Annotated in this window: 17 protein-coding genes; 10 read left to right on the top strand and 7 right to left on the bottom strand. The window is 68.1% G+C overall.

The features are described from left to right. The 4 genes from ACYX4P_RS03195 to ACYX4P_RS03180 are packed head-to-tail and all read left to right on the top strand — an operon-like array spanning position 1 to position 2,361. Positions 1-795 carry a succinate dehydrogenase iron-sulfur subunit gene (locus ACYX4P_RS03195; RefSeq protein ID WP_248120596.1) on the top strand — a complete coding sequence of 265 codons (795 nt, stop codon included), beginning with the start codon at positions 1-3 and terminating at the stop codon, positions 793-795. A 54-nt stretch (positions 796-849) separates the two neighbouring features. Further along, a complete protein-coding gene (locus tag ACYX4P_RS03190) occupies positions 850-1,170 on the top strand; it encodes a 2Fe-2S iron-sulfur cluster-binding protein (RefSeq protein WP_248120598.1) in 321 nt (106 codons plus the stop codon). Between the two features lies 1 nt (position 1,171). Next, on the top strand, positions 1,172-1,975 hold the full coding sequence (locus ACYX4P_RS03185; RefSeq protein WP_248120600.1) for a kinase: 804 nt from the start codon (positions 1,172-1,174) through the stop codon (positions 1,973-1,975). Between the two features lie 17 nt (positions 1,976-1,992). Further along, positions 1,993-2,361 carry a PilZ domain-containing protein gene (locus tag ACYX4P_RS03180; RefSeq protein ID WP_248120602.1) on the top strand — a complete coding sequence of 123 codons (369 nt, stop codon included), beginning with the start codon at positions 1,993-1,995 and terminating at the stop codon, positions 2,359-2,361. Positions 2,362-2,368: 7 nt separating this feature from the next. Here ACYX4P_RS03180 and ACYX4P_RS03175 read toward each other — a convergent pair whose 3' ends face one another. Together ACYX4P_RS03175 and ACYX4P_RS03170 are read right to left on the bottom strand one after the other, a co-directional pair. Continuing rightward, on the bottom strand, positions 2,369-3,217 hold the full coding sequence (locus tag ACYX4P_RS03175) for an HAD family hydrolase (protein ID WP_248120604.1): 849 nt from the start codon (positions 3,215-3,217) through the stop codon (positions 2,369-2,371). Positions 3,218-3,258: 41 nt separating this feature from the next. Further along, positions 3,259-3,777 carry an S-type pyocin family protein gene (locus ACYX4P_RS03170; protein WP_248120605.1) on the bottom strand — a complete coding sequence of 173 codons (519 nt, stop codon included), beginning with the start codon at positions 3,775-3,777 and terminating at the stop codon, positions 3,259-3,261. Between the two features lie 113 nt (positions 3,778-3,890). Between ACYX4P_RS03170 and coaBC the strand changes: the two genes are divergently transcribed. The 3 genes from coaBC to ACYX4P_RS03155 all read left to right on the top strand — a co-directional run bounded on the left by coaBC (position 3,891) and on the right by ACYX4P_RS03155 (position 6,014). Further along, positions 3,891-5,120: a bifunctional phosphopantothenoylcysteine decarboxylase/phosphopantothenate--cysteine ligase CoaBC gene (gene coaBC / locus ACYX4P_RS03165; protein WP_248120607.1), complete on the top strand. Its 1,230-nt coding sequence runs from the start codon at positions 3,891-3,893 to the stop codon at positions 5,118-5,120. Further along, positions 5,117-5,575: a dUTP diphosphatase gene (gene dut, locus ACYX4P_RS03160; protein ID WP_248120609.1), complete on the top strand. Its 459-nt coding sequence runs from the start codon at positions 5,117-5,119 to the stop codon at positions 5,573-5,575. The genes coaBC and dut overlap by 4 nt, the downstream gene beginning before the upstream one ends. A gap of 160 nt (positions 5,576-5,735) precedes the next feature. After that, entirely contained in the window at positions 5,736-6,014 is a 279-nt protein-coding gene (locus tag ACYX4P_RS03155) for a hypothetical protein (protein ID WP_248120611.1), read from the top strand. Here ACYX4P_RS03155 and ACYX4P_RS03150 read toward each other — a convergent pair. Then, the gene (locus tag ACYX4P_RS03150; RefSeq protein WP_248120613.1) at positions 6,011-6,976 is read right to left on the bottom strand and encodes a DMT family transporter; all 966 of its coding nucleotides are present in this window, start codon (positions 6,974-6,976) and stop codon (positions 6,011-6,013) included. The genes ACYX4P_RS03155 and ACYX4P_RS03150 overlap by 4 nt on opposite strands. 7 nt (positions 6,977-6,983) lie before the next feature. Next, on the bottom strand, positions 6,984-7,508 hold the full coding sequence (secB, locus tag ACYX4P_RS03145; RefSeq protein ID WP_248120615.1) for a protein-export chaperone SecB: 525 nt from the start codon (positions 7,506-7,508) through the stop codon (positions 6,984-6,986). A gap of 210 nt (positions 7,509-7,718) precedes the next feature. On the opposite strand from secB, the gene timA reads away from it, so the two are divergent. Then, positions 7,719-8,357 (top strand): TIM44-related membrane protein TimA, encoded by a 639-nt coding sequence (gene timA / locus ACYX4P_RS03140; RefSeq protein ID WP_248120766.1) that lies wholly within the window; start codon positions 7,719-7,721, stop codon positions 8,355-8,357. Then, positions 8,357-9,484 (top strand): MltA domain-containing protein, encoded by a 1,128-nt coding sequence (locus tag ACYX4P_RS03135; protein ID WP_248120617.1) that lies wholly within the window; start codon positions 8,357-8,359, stop codon positions 9,482-9,484. The genes timA and ACYX4P_RS03135 overlap by 1 nt, the downstream gene beginning before the upstream one ends. A gap of 21 nt (positions 9,485-9,505) precedes the next feature. On the opposite strand, the gene ACYX4P_RS03130 is transcribed toward ACYX4P_RS03135, so the two are convergent. Both ACYX4P_RS03130 and ACYX4P_RS03125 read right to left on the bottom strand, forming a co-directional pair. Beyond that, positions 9,506-9,973 (bottom strand): universal stress protein, encoded by a 468-nt coding sequence (locus ACYX4P_RS03130; protein ID WP_248120619.1) that lies wholly within the window; start codon positions 9,971-9,973, stop codon positions 9,506-9,508. Between the two features lie 82 nt (positions 9,974-10,055). Continuing rightward, positions 10,056-14,921, bottom strand: coding sequence for an NAD-glutamate dehydrogenase (locus ACYX4P_RS03125; protein ID WP_248120621.1), 4,866 nt, complete (start codon positions 14,919-14,921; stop codon positions 10,056-10,058). A 447-nt stretch (positions 14,922-15,368) separates the two neighbouring features. Between ACYX4P_RS03125 and ACYX4P_RS03120 the strand changes: the two genes are divergently transcribed. Further along, the gene (locus ACYX4P_RS03120) at positions 15,369-16,271 is read left to right on the top strand and encodes a hypothetical protein (protein WP_248120623.1); all 903 of its coding nucleotides are present in this window, start codon (positions 15,369-15,371) and stop codon (positions 16,269-16,271) included. Here ACYX4P_RS03120 and ACYX4P_RS03115 read toward each other — a convergent pair whose 3' ends face one another. Next, positions 16,272-17,432 (bottom strand): aminotransferase class V-fold PLP-dependent enzyme, encoded by a 1,161-nt coding sequence (locus ACYX4P_RS03115; RefSeq protein ID WP_248120625.1) that lies wholly within the window; start codon positions 17,430-17,432, stop codon positions 16,272-16,274. It lies immediately after the preceding gene. Positions 17,433-17,465: the final 33 nt, after the last annotated feature.

Raw genomic sequence — 17,465 nt, 5'->3', positions numbered from 1 at the left:
ATGGTTCAGCTCACCCTCCCCAAAGGCTCCAAGCCCACCAAGGGCAAGGTTCACAAGGCCGCGCCGGGGTCAAAGGACGTCAAGACCTACAAGGTCTATCGGTACGACCCCGAGGTCGACGCCGATCCGCGCTGGGACGTCTATGAGGTGCCGACCAGCGATCACGGCCCGATGCTGCTGGACGCCCTGATCCACATCAAGAACACGATCGACCCGACCCTGTCGTTCCGTCGTTCGTGCCGCGAAGGCATCTGCGGCTCCTGCTCGATGAACATCGACGGGCGCAACACCCTGGCCTGCACCAAGGGCTGGGAGGAATGCTCCTCGCACAACATCACCATCGCCCCCCTGCCGCACCAGCCGGTGGTCAAGGATCTGGTGACGGACCTGAGCCTGTTCTACGCCCAGTACGACTCGATCCAGCCCTATCTGCAATCGGACGAGCCGGACCCCGAGAAGGAACGCCTGCAGACCCCAGCCGAGCGCGAGAAGTTGGACGGCCTGTACGAGTGCATCCTGTGCGCCTGCTGCTCGACCTCCTGCCCCAGCTATTGGTGGAACCAGGAAGAGTATCTCGGCCCGGCGGCGCTGCTGCAGTCCTATCGCTGGATTTCGGACAGCCGCGACGACGCGACCCAGAAGCGCCTCGATGACCTTGAAGACCCCTTCAAACTGTATCGCTGCCACACGATCATGAACTGCGCCCAGGTCTGCCCCAAGGGGCTGAACCCGGCCAAGGCCATCGCCGAGACCAAGAAGCTGATGGTCGCCCCCAGCCGCAAGAAGGCGGCCTGAGGATCGGACGCCGGAGGCCCTTGCCTCCGGCCCACCCTCGGTTAAGAGCGGCGCATGGCCAAGATCACCTACATCGAACACGACGGGACCGAGCACCCGGTCGAGGTCAAGAACGGCCTTAGCGTCATGGAAGGCGCGATCCGCAACAATGTGCCGGGCATCGACGCGGACTGCGGCGGGGCCTGCGCCTGCGCCACCTGTCATGTCTATGTCGACGAGGCTTGGCGCGAAGCGACGGGCAAGCCCAGCGCCATGGAGGAGTCGATGCTGGACTTCGCCGAAGAGGTTGAACCCAACAGCCGCCTGTCCTGCCAGATCCGGGTCTCGGACGCGCTGGACGGCCTGATCGTGCGTCTGCCGGAAAACCAGCACTGACATGGCCCGGGTCGATCCCGGGTTGGTCGAGATCATCGGTCGCTGGATCGAACACGCGGATGGGGATGCGCCGCCGCCCATCCTGGGCATCGCCGGTTCGCAAGGTTCTGGCAAGTCGACCCTGGCGCAGGTCGTCGCCGAACGGTTCGGCTGCGCGACCCTGTCGCTGGATGACGTCTATCTGACCCAGGCCGAACGTCGGACGCTGGCGGCCCGCGTGCATCCGCTGTTCGCCACGCGCGGTCCGCCCGGAACCCACGATCTGGGTCTGCTGAACCGCGTGCTGGATCGGTTGCGACGCGCCGAACCGGGCGACGCTACGCCCTTGCCGCGCTTTGACAAGCGGGCTGATGATCGCGCGCCAGCGGCGCACTGGCCGGTGTTCGAGGGACGTCCCGCCGCCGTCATCCTGGAAGGCTGGTGCCTGGGCGCCCGGCCTGAGACGCCCAAAGAGCTGGCGGAGCCCATCAACGATCTTGAGCGCGTCAGCGACGGCGACGGGCGTTGGCGGCGTGAAAGCAATGATAGACTGGCCCACGACTATGGGGCGCTGACAGAACGTCTGGATCGCCTGATTTTTCTGCGCGCACCCGATTTCGGGCGGGTGCTGGATTGGCGCTGCGAACAGGAGGCCGAGCTGTTGGGCGTGCGTGAACTTTCGCCGGAACGTCGCGCCGCCATCGCCGATTTCGTCCGATTCTATGAAAGGTTGACGCGGCGCATGCTGGACAGCGGAGTCGGCGCGGATCTAACCGTCACGCTTGACCGAGACCGCCATCCCGTCGCCTTTGCGGGTCATCTGTAGCGTTCAGAGTATGTGGCTTGTTCGGTTTCAAACTCAGGCGCGGCGAGCCGGGACGCGCCCAGGCAGGCCGCGCGGATCGTCGCCTTCATCCACGCAGATTGATCAATGTCGCCGGCGTGGTGTCTGCACCAGGTCTGGAGATGGGGTGCATCATAATCGACCTGTCGGACGGCGGCATGAGGCTGCGTCTGGACCGGGGAACCGCCCTGCCCGCCGAGATCGCCGTCATCGATGTGGCGGAGGGCGTCGCCTATCCCGGCGTTCTGGTCTGGCAGAGGCGGCACGAGGCCGGATTGCGCCAGACCGGCGCCGTTTCGCTGCGCGGACTGGTGCCGGCGCGTATGGCGGGCGCGCGCGACGCCTGGCGGCGCGCGGGCGGGCGCTGATCGCGGATCAGAGACCGGCGGGCATGGTCCCGGCGTTGATGGCGATGCGGCCGACCAGTCCCTTGACGATCAGATCCAGGGCCGAACCCTCGCGATAGTCGGCGGCGGCGACGAAGTTCACCCGGTCCTCGGAGATTAGCGAATAGACCTTCTTCTGGTCCTTCTCGTTCGAGCGCGGATCATAGACGGCGATGGAGAAGCCGCCCTTGGTGTGCATCATCTTCATGGTGGGCACGTCGGTGTCGCCGTCGCCGATGAAGATCATCCGTTCGAACGGCACAGGGCGCTCGTCGTCGGGAATGAAGTGGTTGATCCGCTCATGCTCCCAATGGTTGTTCACGCCCTTGTTGATGCGGAACAGATACTGGGTCTTGGTGGTGTAGTTGACGCCCACTGCGGGCCAGGCGGCCTCTCCCTTGTCGTCATAAACATAGTGGGAGGCAAAGACGTGCTTCAGCGCCGGGCGGATCGGGGTGCCCTCGATCATCTCCTCCAGCCCGGCGGAGATGATGTAGTGTTCGATCTCCAACCCGTAGCGGGCGCCGAACGCATTGATCCGGTCGAACCAGCTGAGATCCTTCAGCCCTTCGAACAGGGCGACCTCGCGGCCGTGATCGCGCAGGGTCTCGCGCGTGACGGGCGCGCCATTCTGGCGCGCATGGTGCAGCATCAGCTGCATATACATCAGGATGCCGTCGCCGTCTGCGTCCTTGGTCAGACGCTCGGCCTCGCTCCAGAAGGCGCCGATGTCCATGCCTACCGAGGGGATGAAGCTCACCTCCTGCATGTTTCCCCGGGCCAGGGTGCCGTCGAAGTCATAGATGAGAGCGGTTTTCAGCGGGGCTTTGTCGGCCATGAGGCGGCATCCGGTGCGTCAGTCGAACCCCGCCCTCTATATCAGCCCGCCGCCCCCGTCGATTGGCGCCTCTGCCCGAAGGTGGGGGCCGCCGTCTTCTGCTCGTCCCAATAGGCCGCGCCCGTCGTCGGTTTGAACATGGTGCGCGGCGTGCCGTTGCGCGCCACCACGGCGAAGGTGTTGGTGGATGCCTGATAGAGCAGGGTGTCGCCGTTCGGGCGTTTGACCGTCTCCACGTCACGCGGCGGCTTGGTGGTGAAGGCCGTCACCTTGGCCAGATAGTCCTCGGCCGAGCGGGCCCCGAAGTCGGCGCCGTTGCGGTCGTAGAGACGAGCGATCTTGGCGTCGACCGTCTCGCGACGGTTGGCGGTCAGGACGGGCTTCGGCTCGGCCGCGGACGCCGTTTCGGCGACCGATCCAGCCGTGTCCGCCAGAGCCATGGGCTTGGCCTCGGTCGAGCGATCACGCGTCTCCACCGCCGAAGATCGGTCGCAAGCCCCCACGGCCAGCAGCAATCCGCCCAGCGCCAGCGCAGCCACGCCCCTAATCGTCGTCTTCATCTCCGCGCCCCTTCATATACCCGCTTGACGCGAAGAAAGCACAACTTGGCTGTTCGCGCAATGTTCCTACGCTCCGTCTCGACGCGGTCATGGAGGATCGCTAGACCTGATCCATGGACAGCCGCGCCCTTTCCCATCGCAAGATCCTGCTGATCGTCGGCGGCGGCATAGCCGCCTACAAGTCGCTGGAGCTGGTGCGGTTGATCGCCAAGGCGGGCGGCCAGACGCGGGTGATCCTGACCGAATCCGGGGCCGAGTTCGTCACCCCCCTGTCGCTGGCGGCGTTGTCGGGCCATCCGGTGCGGTCGGGTCTTTTCCACCCCGAAGAAGAAACCACCATGGGCCATATCGAGCTGTCGCGCTGGGCCGATCTGGTGGTCGTGGCCCCGGCGACGGCGGGCCTGATCGCCAAGGCGGCGAACGGTCTGGCCGACGATCTGGCCTCCACCACCCTGATCGCCACGGACAAGCGGGTGCTGCTGGCCCCGGCCATGAATGTACGGATGTGGCTGCATCCGGCGGTCCAGGCCAATGTCGAGCGGCTGAAGGCTTTCGACGGTTTCCACGGCGTCGCGGTCGTGGGGCCGGACGACGGCGAGATGGCCTGTGGCGAATTCGGGCCGGGCCGGATGGCCGAGCCTGCGGCCATTCTCGACGCCATCATCGGCCTGACGGCGGGCGCCGCCGGGCGGCCTCTGGCGGGCCGGAAGGCGGTCGTCACCGCCGGGCCGACATTCGAGCCGATCGACCCGGTGCGCGGCCTGACCAATCGCTCCAGCGGCAAGCAGGGTTACGCCATCGCCGCCGCCCTGGCGGAACTGGGCGCCGAAGTGACGCTGGTGTCCGGCCCGACGGCGCTCGGCGCGCCGCCCGGCGTGACGCGAGTGTATGTGGAAAGCGCGCTGGAGATGCAGGCGGCGACGCAGGACCAACTGCCCGCCGATATCGCCGTGCTGTCCGCCGCCGTCGCCGACTGGCGCGTGGACATCATCGCGGGCGGAAAGATCAAGAAGGGGCCGGGCGGCCCGCCCACACTGGCCCTGATCGAGAACCCCGACATCCTGGCGGGGATCGCCGCGCCCGGCCCGAACCGCCCCCGTCTGGTGATCGGTTTCGCCGCCGAGACGACCGATCTGGAGGCCAATGCGCGGGCCAAGCTGTCACGCAAGGGCTGCGACTGGATCATCGGCAATGACGTGTCGGACGATGTGTTCGGATCGGACGGCAACGCCGTTCTGCTGGTCACCGCCGACAAGACCGAAGCCTGGCCGCGCCAGTCCAAGACCGCCATCGCCCGCGCCGTCGCCGCCCGCATCGCCGATCACTTCAAGGCCTCCGAATGACCGAACCCGCCGCCGTCCAGATCCAGCGCCTGCCGCATTCCGAGGGCCTGCCTCTGCCTGCCTATGAGACGGCCGGATCGGCGGGCATGGACCTGCGCGCAGCCGTGCCCGAGGACCAGCCGATGACCCTGGCGCCCGGCCAGCGGGTTCTGGTGCCCACGGGCCTGAAGATCGCCCTGCCGCTGGGCTATGAGGCTCAGGTGCGCGCCCGCTCGGGTCTGGCGCTGAAACACGGCATCATCTGCCCCAATGCGCCCGGCACCATCGACAGCGACTATCGCGGCGAGTGCGGCGTGATCCTGGCCAATATCGGCGCCGAGCCCTTCGTCATCCGACGCGGCGAACGCATCGCCCAGCTGGTGATCGCCCGCCACGAACGCGCCGACTGGGTCGAGGTCGAGACGCTGGATGAAACCGCGCGTGGCGCGGGCGGCTTCGGCTCGACGGGGCGTTAGGACGAGGCCGAGGGCAATGGGGCGGTTGGATACGAAACTCCTCAGCGTCGTTGTCACGCTTGTTCTGGCTGGGTGTTCTGAAGCTTCGAATCCTCCTCAACCCACGACGGCGCAGTCGTCCGAGTCGCAGAGTCTAGGTCCGGCTAAATGCCCGGCGTCAGTGTTTCCTATCGATGAGATTCAAAATACGACCGTCACATCCCTTGTTCTGGACGAGGGCGTGTATGCGTTCTTGCCGGACGGTCGATATCGGTTCCGCGGCGGGTGGGGCGGCTCAGAACAGGGCCTGTATCGTATGTGCGGCGCAGACCTCTGCATTTCCCGCAAGGATGGTTCTGAGTTCTGCCGCACGCTGCGCCGGGTCGCCAAGGGCCGCTATCTCGATCCAGAAGACACAGAAATGCTGTTCGAACCCACGGAGGTGCGCGAGCAGCGCTAAACCAGCGGCGCGGTCGACTGGATCAGGGCCTGACGGCGGCGGAGGTGTTCGCGCCAGGCGGTGTAGAGACCGCTGGAGGCGATCAGGGCGGCGCCGGCCAGGGTGCTGAGGGTCGGGGTCGTGGACATCAGCCACCAGCCGAAGACGATGGCGCCGACGATCTGCAGATAGTCGAAGGGCGCGACCACGGCGACCGGCGCCTTCTGCAGCGAGGCGGTCATGAACAGCTGGGCCAGGCCGCCGGCGATGCCCGATCCGACCAGCAGGGCGAAGGTCGTAGGCGAACGCCAATGGCCGACGATGGGCAGCAGGATCGCCCCGACCAGCGACGAACCGACGAAGAACCAGAAGACGATGGCGGCGACGTGTTCTGTGTCGCGCAACTGGCGCAGGGTGATGGTCACGCCCGCCGTCAGCAGGGCGGCGATAAGACCGAAGGCGATGCCCTGGACTGGCACGGCGTGATCCGCCGCTCCTATGACGCCGGGAATGGGCCGCATGACGATGACCACGCCGATGAAGCCCACGGCGACGGCGGCCCAGCGGCGCGCGCCAACCGCCTCCTTCAGGATCAGGAAGGACAGCAGGGTGGCGAAGATGGGGGCGGTGAAGCTGAGGGTCGTGGCGTCGGCCAGAGGCAGCAGCGTCAGCGTCTGAAACACGCACAGGATCGACACTATGCCCAGCGCGCTGCGGCCTACATGGGCCCAGGGGTGCCGGGTAGACAGGGCGCTGAGGCCGCCCTGGCGGGTCATGACCCAGATCAGTACGACCGGCAGGCCGAAGAAGGCGCGGTAAAACAGCATCTCGGGCGCTACGACCCCGTCCAGCGACGCCAGTTTCAGCACCGCCGCCATGACCGAGAAACAGCCCGCCGCCCCGATCCGCAGGGCGATGCCGCCGGCGATGTCCTCGCCGGCGGCTAGGGTTCGTTTGCGTCCCGGCCGTTCAGGCGCGGGCACGAGCGGCTTAGGCCTGGCCGGTTTCGACGGGCTGCTGGGCGATCTGCTGCTGGCGCGCGATGTAGATGGCGGCGAAGTCGATGGGGTCCAGTTGGAACGGAGGATAGAAGCCGCCGTCGGCCGTAGCGCCCGAGATGATCTCGCGTGCGAACGGGAACAGGTAGCGCGGGCATTCGATCAGCAGCAGCGGCTCGATATCCTGCTCCTGAACATTGGCCAGCTGGAACAGGCCGCCATAGACCAGTTCCACGTGGAACACGGGCTGGTTTTCGTGGGTCGCCTTGATCGACAGCTTCAGGTCCAGCTCGAACAGGCCGTCAGGGCGGCCTTGGGCGGCCATTTCGACGCCCAGGTCGATGGCGGGCTTGCCGTCGATGCGGAGGGATTCCGGGGCCCGCGGGTTCTCGAACGAGAAGTCGCGGACGTACTGAGCCAGGATGCGGAAGCCGGGGCCGGCGGGCTGGCCCTGCTGAGCCTGGGCCTGATCGCCTTGTTGGGGTTGGCCTTCAGCAGGGGGGGCGGCGTCGGTCATGGAGCGGTCTTCGAAGCGGTTTCTGGAAACGGATGGCGGCCGATAAGGCGGCAATGAGGCGCCGCGACTACCATGCCGGGACGCTTGGCCGCAATGTCGCGCGCGCGATTGGGGGCGCGGTTCGCCTTGCTTCGCCCTATATGACACCCTAATCACGCCAGACATCCGTCCGGCGCGCCCGTCGCCCGCTACAGGAATTCCGCCTTGAACCTGCCGGTCCAATTCCAGATCGTCGTCTTCGCCGTAATCGCGGCCATCGTCCTGTTCCAGCTTTACAATGTGCTGGGCAAGCGGGTCGGGCGTCAGCCGCAGGAGGACGCCAAGGCGGCCGTGACCGGCCCGACGCCGAACGAGGCGCCGGCGGCGCCCGCCATCGACCCCGCCACCCTGGCCTCCGTCGCCACCCTGAAGGCGCGTGATCCGGCCTTCGACCCGGCGCGGTTCCTAGACGGGGCGCGACAGGCCTATGAGACCATCGTGCGCGGCTACGCCTCGGGCGACCGGGCGGCCCTGAAGCCCCTGCTGAAGCCCAATGTCATGGCCTCGTTCGAAGCCGGCATCGCGGCGCGGGAGACGCGCGGCGAGACGGAATCGGTCGAGTTCCTGTTCCCCCCCCGCGCCGACCTGGAAGGGGCGACGGCCGAGGGCGATCGGGCGGTGGCCAAGGTGCGCTTCCTGGCCGAACTGCGCAGCCGGGTCACCAAGGCCTCGGGCGAGACCGCCGATTCCGAGACCGGCGAGCCGCTGGTCGAGGAACGCCGCACCGCCGAACACTGGACGTTTGAGCGCACCCTGGGGGCGGCCGATCCGAACTGGGTCCTGGCGCGCGTCGAGCCGGCCAACGCCTGATGCCCGGCCTGAGAGGTCTGGGCGGCGGATCGCTTGGCCTGGCCGCGTTGATGGTGCTGGCCGCCTGTTCGTCGGCGCCGATGACGCCGCACCGGCCGACGCCGGGCGCAATCCCCGGCGGGCCTGTTCCCTATACGCCATCGCCAAATCCGAGCGGACCGCCGGCGGCGGCGTCCAACGCCTTGAGCCCCGCTGTCCTGCCCGGATGGAACGACGAGGATCATCTGGCCGCCTTCCGCGCCTATGTGGACGGGTGCGGCGCGGCGCGTGAGGACGCCGCGCGCAGGGTCTGCGCCCGCGCCAAGGCCATGGCGACGACCATGACCGTCACCCCCTCGGACGCGCGGGCCTTCTTCGAGGCCAGTTTCAGCGCCGTGCCAGCGGCGACCGCCGACGGGCGGCCCGGCCTGCTGACCTCCTATTTCGCGCCTGAGTATCCGGCGCGCCGCCGGCCAGACGCGGAGTTTTCAGCCCCCGTCCTGCCCAAGCCCGCCAATCCGCGCGCGGCGGGCGACCGGGCCTATATCGAATCCGCCGCGCGGGCCGATCAGGCGCTGGCCTGGATGCGGGCCGAGGACCTGTTCTTCCTGCAGATCCAGGGCTCGGGCTATCTGACGTTCGAGGACGGGACGCGAGGCCGCGCCGCCTACGCGGCCGACAACGGCAAGCCCTTCGTCGGCATCGCCCGGCCGATGGCGCAGCAAGGACTGCTGCCGCAGAACGGCACCTCGGGCGATGCGATCCGGGGCTGGCTGGCCGACCACCGGGGCTATCAGGCCCAGGCCGTGATGGCGCTGAATCCGCGCTACATCTTCTTCCGTCTGGACCCGGACGATAACGGCCATCCGGCCGGCGCGGCCGGCGTGCCCTTGACCGAACGCCGGGCCATCGCGGTCGATCCCGCCCATTGGCGCTATGGCGAACTGGTCTGGCTGGAGGCCGACGGCGGCAATCTACGCGGCGCCAGCGCCAGCTATCGCGGCCTGGCGATGGCGCTGGACACCGGTTCGGCCATTCGCGGTCCCGTGCGGGCTGACCTCTATATGGGGCGTGGGGACGCCGCGGGGGCCGAGGCCGGAACCGTGCGCCACCCCTTGCGGATGTGGCGTCTGGTTCCGAAGGGCTGACCCCCTCCCCGTTCCTGAACCTTAAGCCAGGTCCTCGATCTCATCCTCTGTCAGTTCGCCGGGGACGATGGTGACGGGCAGTTTGCGGCCGCCGATCTGGGCCCCGTGTTTGATGATGGCCGAGACCAGCGGGCCGGGTCCGCGCGAGCCCGCGCTGGCCGCCAGGACCAGAATCTTGATGTCGGGGTCGGCGGCGACGACCTTTTTGATGGCGCCCTGGGCGTCGCCGGTCTCGATCAGGAAGACGGGCGCGGCGCCCGAACGGGCCATGGCCTCCTCGCCGAGGCGATTGAGCAGGCCTTCCGCCTCCTCGCGCTGCTGGCGGGCGATCTCTTCACGCGCGCCCGACCAGTGGGCGTCGCTGTCGGACGGCAGGACGCGCAGCATGACCACGCGCCCGCCCGTCGACTTGGCCCGGCGCGAGGCGAAGCGCAGGGCCGCCTCGAACTCGGGACTGTCGTCGACGACGACGAGGAATTTTCTCGGCATTGCGGCCTCCCCAGCCTGATGTCGGACGAGAAGAGGCGGCTGAACGGAGATTCCGTCAAGCCGCCTCTGGCTCAGAACCGCATCAGCCCCGCGTCGCAGCCGAGGCCAGGTCGCGGATCGTGGCGTTGGCGATGGTCAATTTGGCGAACGTCCAGCCCGAGCCGGACTGTTCGATCTCGTCCACCGAGGCGCGCACGCCCTCCACCGCCGCCTGTTTGGAGCCGATCCAGGCGTCCACGGCGCCCTCGGCCGCATCCTCGCTGACGCCGACCGACGGATCGGAGGCGCCGGCGACGGCGCGGGTCAAGGCGGCCTGTTCGTTCATCAAATCCTCGATCAGGCGACGCACGGCCAGACGGTCGAAATGATCCGCAGACGGAATGGAGCCGGCGGCGGCGCGCAGACGGTCGAAATCGAAGGCCGCACCGACCTGGTGATACAGGCGCGCCATGGCCGCGACCGGCCATCCGGCCTCCTGCGCCAGGTCGCCGATGTCGGAGGCGGCGACCAGCGGCCGCATGATGGCGATGCTGCGCACCAGATCCTCGGGCGCGCCCATGTCGGCGAAGGTCTTGACCCGCGCATCCAGCCGCCCCTGTTCGAACCGCGACAGCACCGGCGCGCCCTCGGCCTGAAGGGCGTCGGCGATGGGGCGATAGCGGTCGATCAACCCCTGGACCGAGACGCCGGTCTTGGCGCGACGGGCCATCCAGAAGGTCTGGCGACGCAAGACCACGGCGATTTCGCGATAGAGGGCGGTCTGCGCCTCGGCCGAAATCTTCAGGTCCAGGGCGGAAACGGCGTCCCACGCCTGGTCCAGGCGGAAGACCCGGCGCGCGGCCTCGAAGGCGATGATCAGGGCCGTGGTGTCGCATTCCGCCGAGCCGCGCAGGCGGTCGGGGAAGGTCGGGCCGCACATGTTGACGACCTCGTTGGACATGACGGTGGCGATGATTTCGCGCCGCAGCCGGTGGCTCTTCATCTCCGGCTCGAACCGGGCCAGAGCGTCGGGGAAGTAGCGAACGAGAATCTGTTCGAAGAACGGATCCTCGGGCGCGCTCGACGCCACGATCTCGTCGGACAACTCCAGCTTGGCGTAGGCCGTCAGGACCGCCAGTTCAGGGCGGGTCAGGGCGACCCCGGAAGCCATCATTTCCCTGACGCGGACGTCGTTGGGCAGGCCCTCGACCTTGCGATCCAGTTTGCCGCGCGCCGACAGCGCCTGCATGAACCGCTGCTGGGCGTCCAGGGCTCCGGCCCCTTCCGCCTGCTGCAGGGTCAGGGCCAGGGTCTGGTCGTAGTTATGCGCCAGAACCTTCAGCCCCACCTCGTCGGTCATCGAGGCCAGAAGCGGGGCGCGCTCTTCCATCGGCAGGACGCCGTTGGTCACGGCCGAGCCGACCAGGATCTTGATGTTGACCTCGTGGTCGGAGGTGTCGACCCCGGCAGAGTTGTCGATGGCGTCGGTGTTGATGCGGCCGCCATTCAGGCCGAACACGATCCGGCCGGCCTGGGTGAAGCCCAGGTTGGCCCCCTCGCCCACCACCTTGACCCGCAGTTCGTCACCATTGATCCGCAGGGCGTCCGTGCCCTTGTCGCCGACCTGGGCGTCGGTCTCGGCGGGCGATTTCACATAGGTGCCGATGCCGCCGAGATACAGCAGTTCCGTCGGCGCCTTCAGGATGGCGCGGATCAGGCTGATCGGGTCCAGAACATCGTCTGAAATGTCCAGGGCGGCCTTGATCTGGGGCGTCAGCTGGATCGACTTGGCCGAGCGCGAGAAGACGCCGCCCCCTTCCGAGATCAGGGCCTTGTCATAGTCCTGCCAGGACGAACGCGGCAGGTCGAACAGGCGCTTGCGCTCCGTCCATCCGGTCACATGATCCGGGTTCGGATCAATGAAGATGTCGCGGTGATCGAAGGCGGCGACCAGGCGCGTGGCCTTGGACAACAGGGCGCCGTTTCCGAAGACGTCGCCGGACATGTCGCCGACGCCGACCATGGTGAAGGGTTCGGTCTGGATGTCCTTGCCCATCTCGCGGAAGTGGCGCTTGACCGCCTCCCAGGCGCCGCGCGCGGTGATGCCCATGCCCTTGTGGTCATAGCCGACCGACCCGCCCGAGGCGAAGGCGTCGCCCAGCCAGAAGCCATAGGAGGCCGAGACGCCGTTGGCGATGTCGGAGAAGGTCGCCGTGCCCTTGTCGGCGGCGACCACCAGATAGGGATCGTCCTGCTCCCAGGCGACGACATTGGCCGGACGCACCACCGAACCATCGGCGGCGATGTTGTCGGTGATGTCCAGAAGACCGGACAGGAAGGTCCGATAGGCGCGGATGGCCTCGCCCTGGATGGCCTCGCGGTCCGTCGTGCGGGGCAGTTGCTTGGGATAGAAGCCGCCCTTGGATCCGACCGGCACGATGACGGCGTTCTTGACCTGCTGCGCCTTCACCAGCCCCAGAACCTCTGTGCGGAAGTCGTCGCGGCGGTCGGACCAGCGCAGGCCGCCGCGCGCAACGGGGCCGAAGCGCAGGTGAACGCCCTCGACATGCGGGGCCCAGACGAAGATTTCGCGGAACGGCTTGGGCAGGGGCAGGTCCTCAAGCTCGCGCGAGGCGATCTTGATGGCGATGTGCGGCTTGGGCTGACCGTCGGCGTCCAACTGGAAATAGTTGGTGCGCTTGATCGCGCCGATCAGGGCGGCGATGCGCCGCAGCGCGCGGTCGTGGTCCAGGCTCTTCACCTCCTGGAGGAGGGCGGCGATCTTGCCTTCAAGCTCGGCGACGGCCGAAGCGCGGTCGTCGGCCGATCCGCCGACGGCCGGTTCGAACTTGGCCTTGAACAGCGACAGCAGGGCGCGGGCCACGTCGGGATACTCGCGCAGCGCCTCTTCCTGCACGGTCTGGGACGGATCGAGGCCTGTCTGCTGGCGATAGTGGGCCAGGGTGCGGATCAGGGCCGCCTCGCGCCATTCGACGCCCAGTTCGACCACCAGACGATTGAAGCCGTCGCTCTCGTTGCGGCCGGTCCAGACGGCGGCGAAGGCGTCCTCGAACGGCCCCTTCACATCGTCGAAGACCAGGGCCTCGCCGCGCGGATCCTCCATCAGGAACTCATGGATGTGGATCTCGGTGTCGCCCAGCGGACGGATGGCGTTGCCATATTCCTCCAGCGTCTTCAGGCCCATGTCGGCCAGGATCGGCAGAACGTCGGACAAGGGCACGGCCGAGCCGCGACGATACAGTTTGAAGCGGAACTGCAGGCGGCTGTCGTCCGGGTTGCGGAAGGCGCGCACGGCGACGGGCTCCCCCTCCCCCGGCGCGCCGGTGTCGTTCAACCGGGTCATGAACTGCAGGTCCACCGCCGCCTCGTCGGCGTCGTAGCGGTCGCGGTAGCCCGCGCCGAAGGCCCGCGCCCATTTGGCGCTGACCGGCCCGACCGAAACCTCTTCCACCCCCGAACGGCGCAGGCCCGCCTCGAAGCGATCGACCCAACCGCGACCCGCCTCGGCCACGTCGGCCTCCAGCTGGACCGGATCGGGGACCGGGTGATCGCCGGGCGTCACGCCGATGATGTAGTGAACGCGCACCAGGGGCGCGTCGGACAGTTGCGGATACCAGGCCGAGATACGGCCGCCCCAGGCGCGGGCGACGATCTGGCCGATGCGCTCGCGCACCGCCGCGTCGAACTTCTCGCGCGGGATGAAGCACAGCACCGAAACGAAGCGGTCGAACGGATCCTGGCGCGAGAACAGGCGAATGCGCGGCCGGTCATACAGATGCAGTATGCCCAGGGCGATGGACAGCAGTTCGTCCTCGCTGATCTGGAAAAGCTCGTCGCGAGGATAGTTCTCCAGAATGTTCTTCAGGCGTTTTTCGTTGTGGCTGCCCGGCGCCTTGTCCGCGCGGGCCAGGGCGTTGGCCACCTTGCGGCGCAGCAGCGGCACCTCGGTCGCCAACTGGTCGTAGGCCTCGGACGTGAACAGGCCGACGAAGCGGGTTTCGCCCGTCGCCTTGCCGTCCGCGCCGTAACGCTTGACCCCGACGTAGTCCATGTAAGCCCGGCGATGCACGCGCGAGCGGGCGTTGGCCTTGGCCACCGTGACCGGCTCCGACAGATCCAGCTGGCGGCGCATCTGGTGCGTCAGGACCGCGGGCTCGGACGCGCGGCGCAGCACGGTGCGCTCGGGGTCCGCCAGTATGCCAAGGCCCTGGCCGGACTGGCTGAGAGGCGCCTCGGCCTCGTAGTCGCCGTTGGCGGTGCGCGGATAGTCGTAGTCGCGCGCGCCCAGGAAGACGAAATGGTCGCTCTTCAGCCATTTCAGGAAGGCGATGTTCTCGTCCAGCACCGCCTGATCGACGGCCGAGGGCGGGGTGGTCTCCAGACGCTGGACCGCTTGGCGCATCAGGCCCGTCATGGCCTCGTGGTCGGCGACGGCGGCGTGGACGTCGGCCAGGCTCTGGGCCAGGCCCTCGCCCAGGACGTCGCGACGCTCCTGCGGCACGCTGTCGATGACCAGCATGATGATCGACAGGCGACGACCGTCCAGATCGACCACCGGGTGGAACAGGGCGCGCACCGAGACGGCGGCCTCGGCCAGGGCGCCCATGACGCTGTCGACCAGGAAGGGGGCGTCCGCCTGGACGATGCGGACCAGGTCATAGTCCAGCGCCTTGCCGTCCACCCCATGCATCGGACCGACAGTGATGGCCGGGGCCGTCGCTTCGGCGCCATAGGCCCTGGCCGCCGTCCAGGACGCGGCCAGCAGGGCGGCCAGGTCCTCGCCGCCCAGTTCGGGCGTCTCGTCAGCGGCGTAATCCTCGTACGCCTGGGCCAGATAGACCTTCTCCGTCGCGCCGGGCCCGGTTCCGACGATCCGGGCGAAGGCCGCCTCCAACGCGGCCTCGGTGATCGGCTGGACGACGGGTTGGCGCAGATCGGGGGCGGTCATGGACGAGCAGTCTCGAACAACGCGGCGGGGCCGCTGGAGAAGCGGCGCGACGTGGCGCCACAACTGCTGACTAGGCCAGGACCGGTCGCGCGGGAAGCCCCTGGCGACCGATCATTGTAATGATCGGTGATAAGCTTGGAATTATTGTGCGGCGCCACAAAGCAGAAAGCCGCCGGACTGGGGGAGTCCGGCGGCCTGCGCGAGCGGCGCCTGGAGGGGAGGGGAGGGCGCCGATCTCGCTTCGCTGCGGTACGGAGGGGGGGTGTCCCGCAGCTTCGAACTGGGAGATGGGAAGGCCGTTTCGCCGTTCAAGGGCGCGCGCGCGCGATTTTTCGCGACATTTTGGCCCCGCCGCGCGGCGGCCTGAAACACGCCACGGCGCAGACAACGGATTTCAGTGTTAAGCGTTGATCGCGTTCAAAGGTGAAGCTGGAGCACCGGGTCGATATGCGTCGATTTATCATGGGGTCCATCGTCGCGGCGGTGATCGGCCTGATGCTCGCGGGCGCGGGCTATTGGGCCTATTGGAACTTCTATTCCAGGTTCCAGCCCGTCACGATCAGCCGCAATCCCGGCGAGGTGCAGAGGCTGCTGGACGAGGCGTCCTGGGTGTCGGACGGCAGCGGGGGCCAGCCGCTCTACATCGTCACCTATCGCGACAGCGCGTCCGGGCATCGCTATCTGCGTGACGAGGCGCCCAAGCTGAAGGCGGCGGGGGTAGAGACCCGGTTCATCCTGTTCGCCCGGCCCGATGCCGAGGGGACGCCGCGGTCCACCGCCGCCGAACGGGCCACGGTCGCCGAGCTTTGGCTGAGCCGGGACTGGCCGCTTTACGAACGCTGGATGGCCACCCCGTCCAGCAGTTGGACCGCCGCCGGCCTGCCCCAGGCGGACGGCAATCTGGCGCGCTCGGCCGTGGTCGAGGCCGGGCGCCGGTTCGACGAACAGCTAGGCCGGTTGCTGCGCGAGTCCGGGGTCAAGCTCAGCTATCCGCTGATCCTGTGGCGCGACAGGGACGGATTTCTGAAGGCCTGCGGCTGCGCCGACAGCCGGGCCTGGGCCTTCATCCGCGACGACGTCGGGGCCCCGGATCGACTGGGCGCGCCGAACAACGAGGCGCCAGGGCCCGACGAAGACCAGATCGCGCCGCAAGGCGCGACGTCGGCCATGCCCTATCCCGACCTGCCCGCCATTCCGCCGGTCGATGCGCCAAACCGATCGCCCGTCGCACCGCCCGCCCAGGCGCAGAACCCGACACACACGCCGACCAGGCCATCGTCCCCATCCTCACGACCCTCCCCGCGCGCGGCGCCGGCGCCGACCCAGCAGGAAGACACCACCTTCTACTGATCAGAGGGCGGCCGAGGCGGCGATCAGCCGATCCACGTCATCGGCGTCTTGATAAAGGCCGAAGCCGAACCGGATGACGTCGTCGCGGACATCGGTGACGATGCCCGCCTGTCTCAGGGCCGTGCACCAGGCGGGGGCGTCGGAATGCCGCAATGCCAGGAAACGGGCGCGTGGCGCCAGGCCCTCGACCGGATTGAGGATTTCAGCCTCGGACAGCGGCCCAGCGCGTCCCGCGATCACCGCCGACTGGAACCGGGCGGCCAGGCCGCGGGCGTGGGCGGCGACGGCGGCGGTGTCCAGACCTTCGGCGGCCAACATCCGTCGCGCCGCATTGAAGCGGTACAGCGCCGAACAGTCGAAGGTCGCGCCCCAGAACCGGCCGCCGTCGCTGCGGTACTGGACCCCGCCGGGTGGTCCGCTCAGATCGCCGAACTCCGCGAACCAGCCCGTGACGACCGGCCGGGGGCAGAAGCCTGGCGGGGCGTGCAGGAAACAGGCGCCCTCGCCCGCCATGGCGTATTTATAGCCGCCCGCGACGTAGAAGACCTGGTCCGCCACCGCCGAAAGATCGGTCGGGGTCGCCATGAAACCATGGTAGCCGTCGACCAGAACCCACGGACCTTCAGGTCGGGCCAGGGCGGCGAGATCCCCGATCCGGTCGAACAGACCGCCAGTGCGGAAGAAGACCTGGCTGACTACGATCCAGTCGTAGGCGCCCGTCTGGGCCTCGGCGACGAAACGGTCGGCGAAGGTGTCGAAGGGCGCCAGCGGCGCCCGCGTCACCACCGCCGCTCCGACCTCTTCCCACCGATCCGCCTGACGCCGGAAGGAGTGGAACTCGCCGTCGGTTGACAGGATACGCACCGGCGCCCGCTCCACGCCCGAAAACAGGCGCAGCAGGAACTCATGGGTATTGGAGGAGAAGACGACGCTGTCGGGCGAGGGCAGGTTCAACTCGGCGGCGACGTGGGCCTGGGCCTCGGGGATCACCCGGCCGAACACCAGGTCCCACTTGTGATCCGCGTGCCGATTGGCGTCGAGCCACGCCTGCTGCTGGGCCTCGAAACTGGCGTCGGGCCACAGATGATGGCTGTGCGCCGCGAAATGCAGCCGATCCGGCGCCGCCGACAGGGCGCGGGAGAAGAGGGATTTGTAAGCCATCCCTCCTCTTTACCGACCAAACCGGCCTGTCAC

It is taken from the genome of Brevundimonas sp. ABV4_179 (genome assembly GCF_056311945.1).
This window is presented reverse-complemented; position numbering and strand designations above follow the sequence as displayed.

Excerpts from the sequence above, each read along its gene's own strand:
- ACYX4P_RS03195 (WP_248120596.1), top strand. The coding sequence starts at position 1 with ATGGTTCAGCTCACCCTCCCCAAAGGCTCCAAGCCCACCAAGGGCAAG.
- ACYX4P_RS03190 (WP_248120598.1), top strand. The coding sequence starts at position 850 with ATGGCCAAGATCACCTACATCGAACACGACGGGACCGAGCACCCGGTC.
- ACYX4P_RS03185 (WP_248120600.1), top strand. The coding sequence starts at position 1,172 with ATGGCCCGGGTCGATCCCGGGTTGGTCGAGATCATCGGTCGCTGGATC.
- ACYX4P_RS03175 (WP_248120604.1), bottom strand. The coding sequence starts at position 3,217 with ATGGCCGACAAAGCCCCGCTGAAAACCGCTCTCATCTATGACTTCGAC.
- ACYX4P_RS03170 (WP_248120605.1), bottom strand. The coding sequence starts at position 3,777 with ATGAAGACGACGATTAGGGGCGTGGCTGCGCTGGCGCTGGGCGGATTG.
- coaBC (WP_248120607.1), top strand. The coding sequence starts at position 3,891 with ATGGACAGCCGCGCCCTTTCCCATCGCAAGATCCTGCTGATCGTCGGC.
- dut (WP_248120609.1), top strand. The coding sequence starts at position 5,117 with ATGACCGAACCCGCCGCCGTCCAGATCCAGCGCCTGCCGCATTCCGAG.
- secB (WP_248120615.1), bottom strand. The coding sequence starts at position 7,508 with ATGACCGACGCCGCCCCCCCTGCTGAAGGCCAACCCCAACAAGGCGAT.
- ACYX4P_RS03135 (WP_248120617.1), top strand. The coding sequence starts at position 8,357 with ATGCCCGGCCTGAGAGGTCTGGGCGGCGGATCGCTTGGCCTGGCCGCG.
- ACYX4P_RS03130 (WP_248120619.1), bottom strand. The coding sequence starts at position 9,973 with ATGCCGAGAAAATTCCTCGTCGTCGTCGACGACAGTCCCGAGTTCGAG.
- ACYX4P_RS03125 (WP_248120621.1), bottom strand. The coding sequence starts at position 14,921 with ATGACCGCCCCCGATCTGCGCCAACCCGTCGTCCAGCCGATCACCGAG.
- ACYX4P_RS03120 (WP_248120623.1), top strand. The coding sequence starts at position 15,369 with ATGCGTCGATTTATCATGGGGTCCATCGTCGCGGCGGTGATCGGCCTG.
- ACYX4P_RS03115 (WP_248120625.1), bottom strand. The coding sequence starts at position 17,432 with ATGGCTTACAAATCCCTCTTCTCCCGCGCCCTGTCGGCGGCGCCGGAT.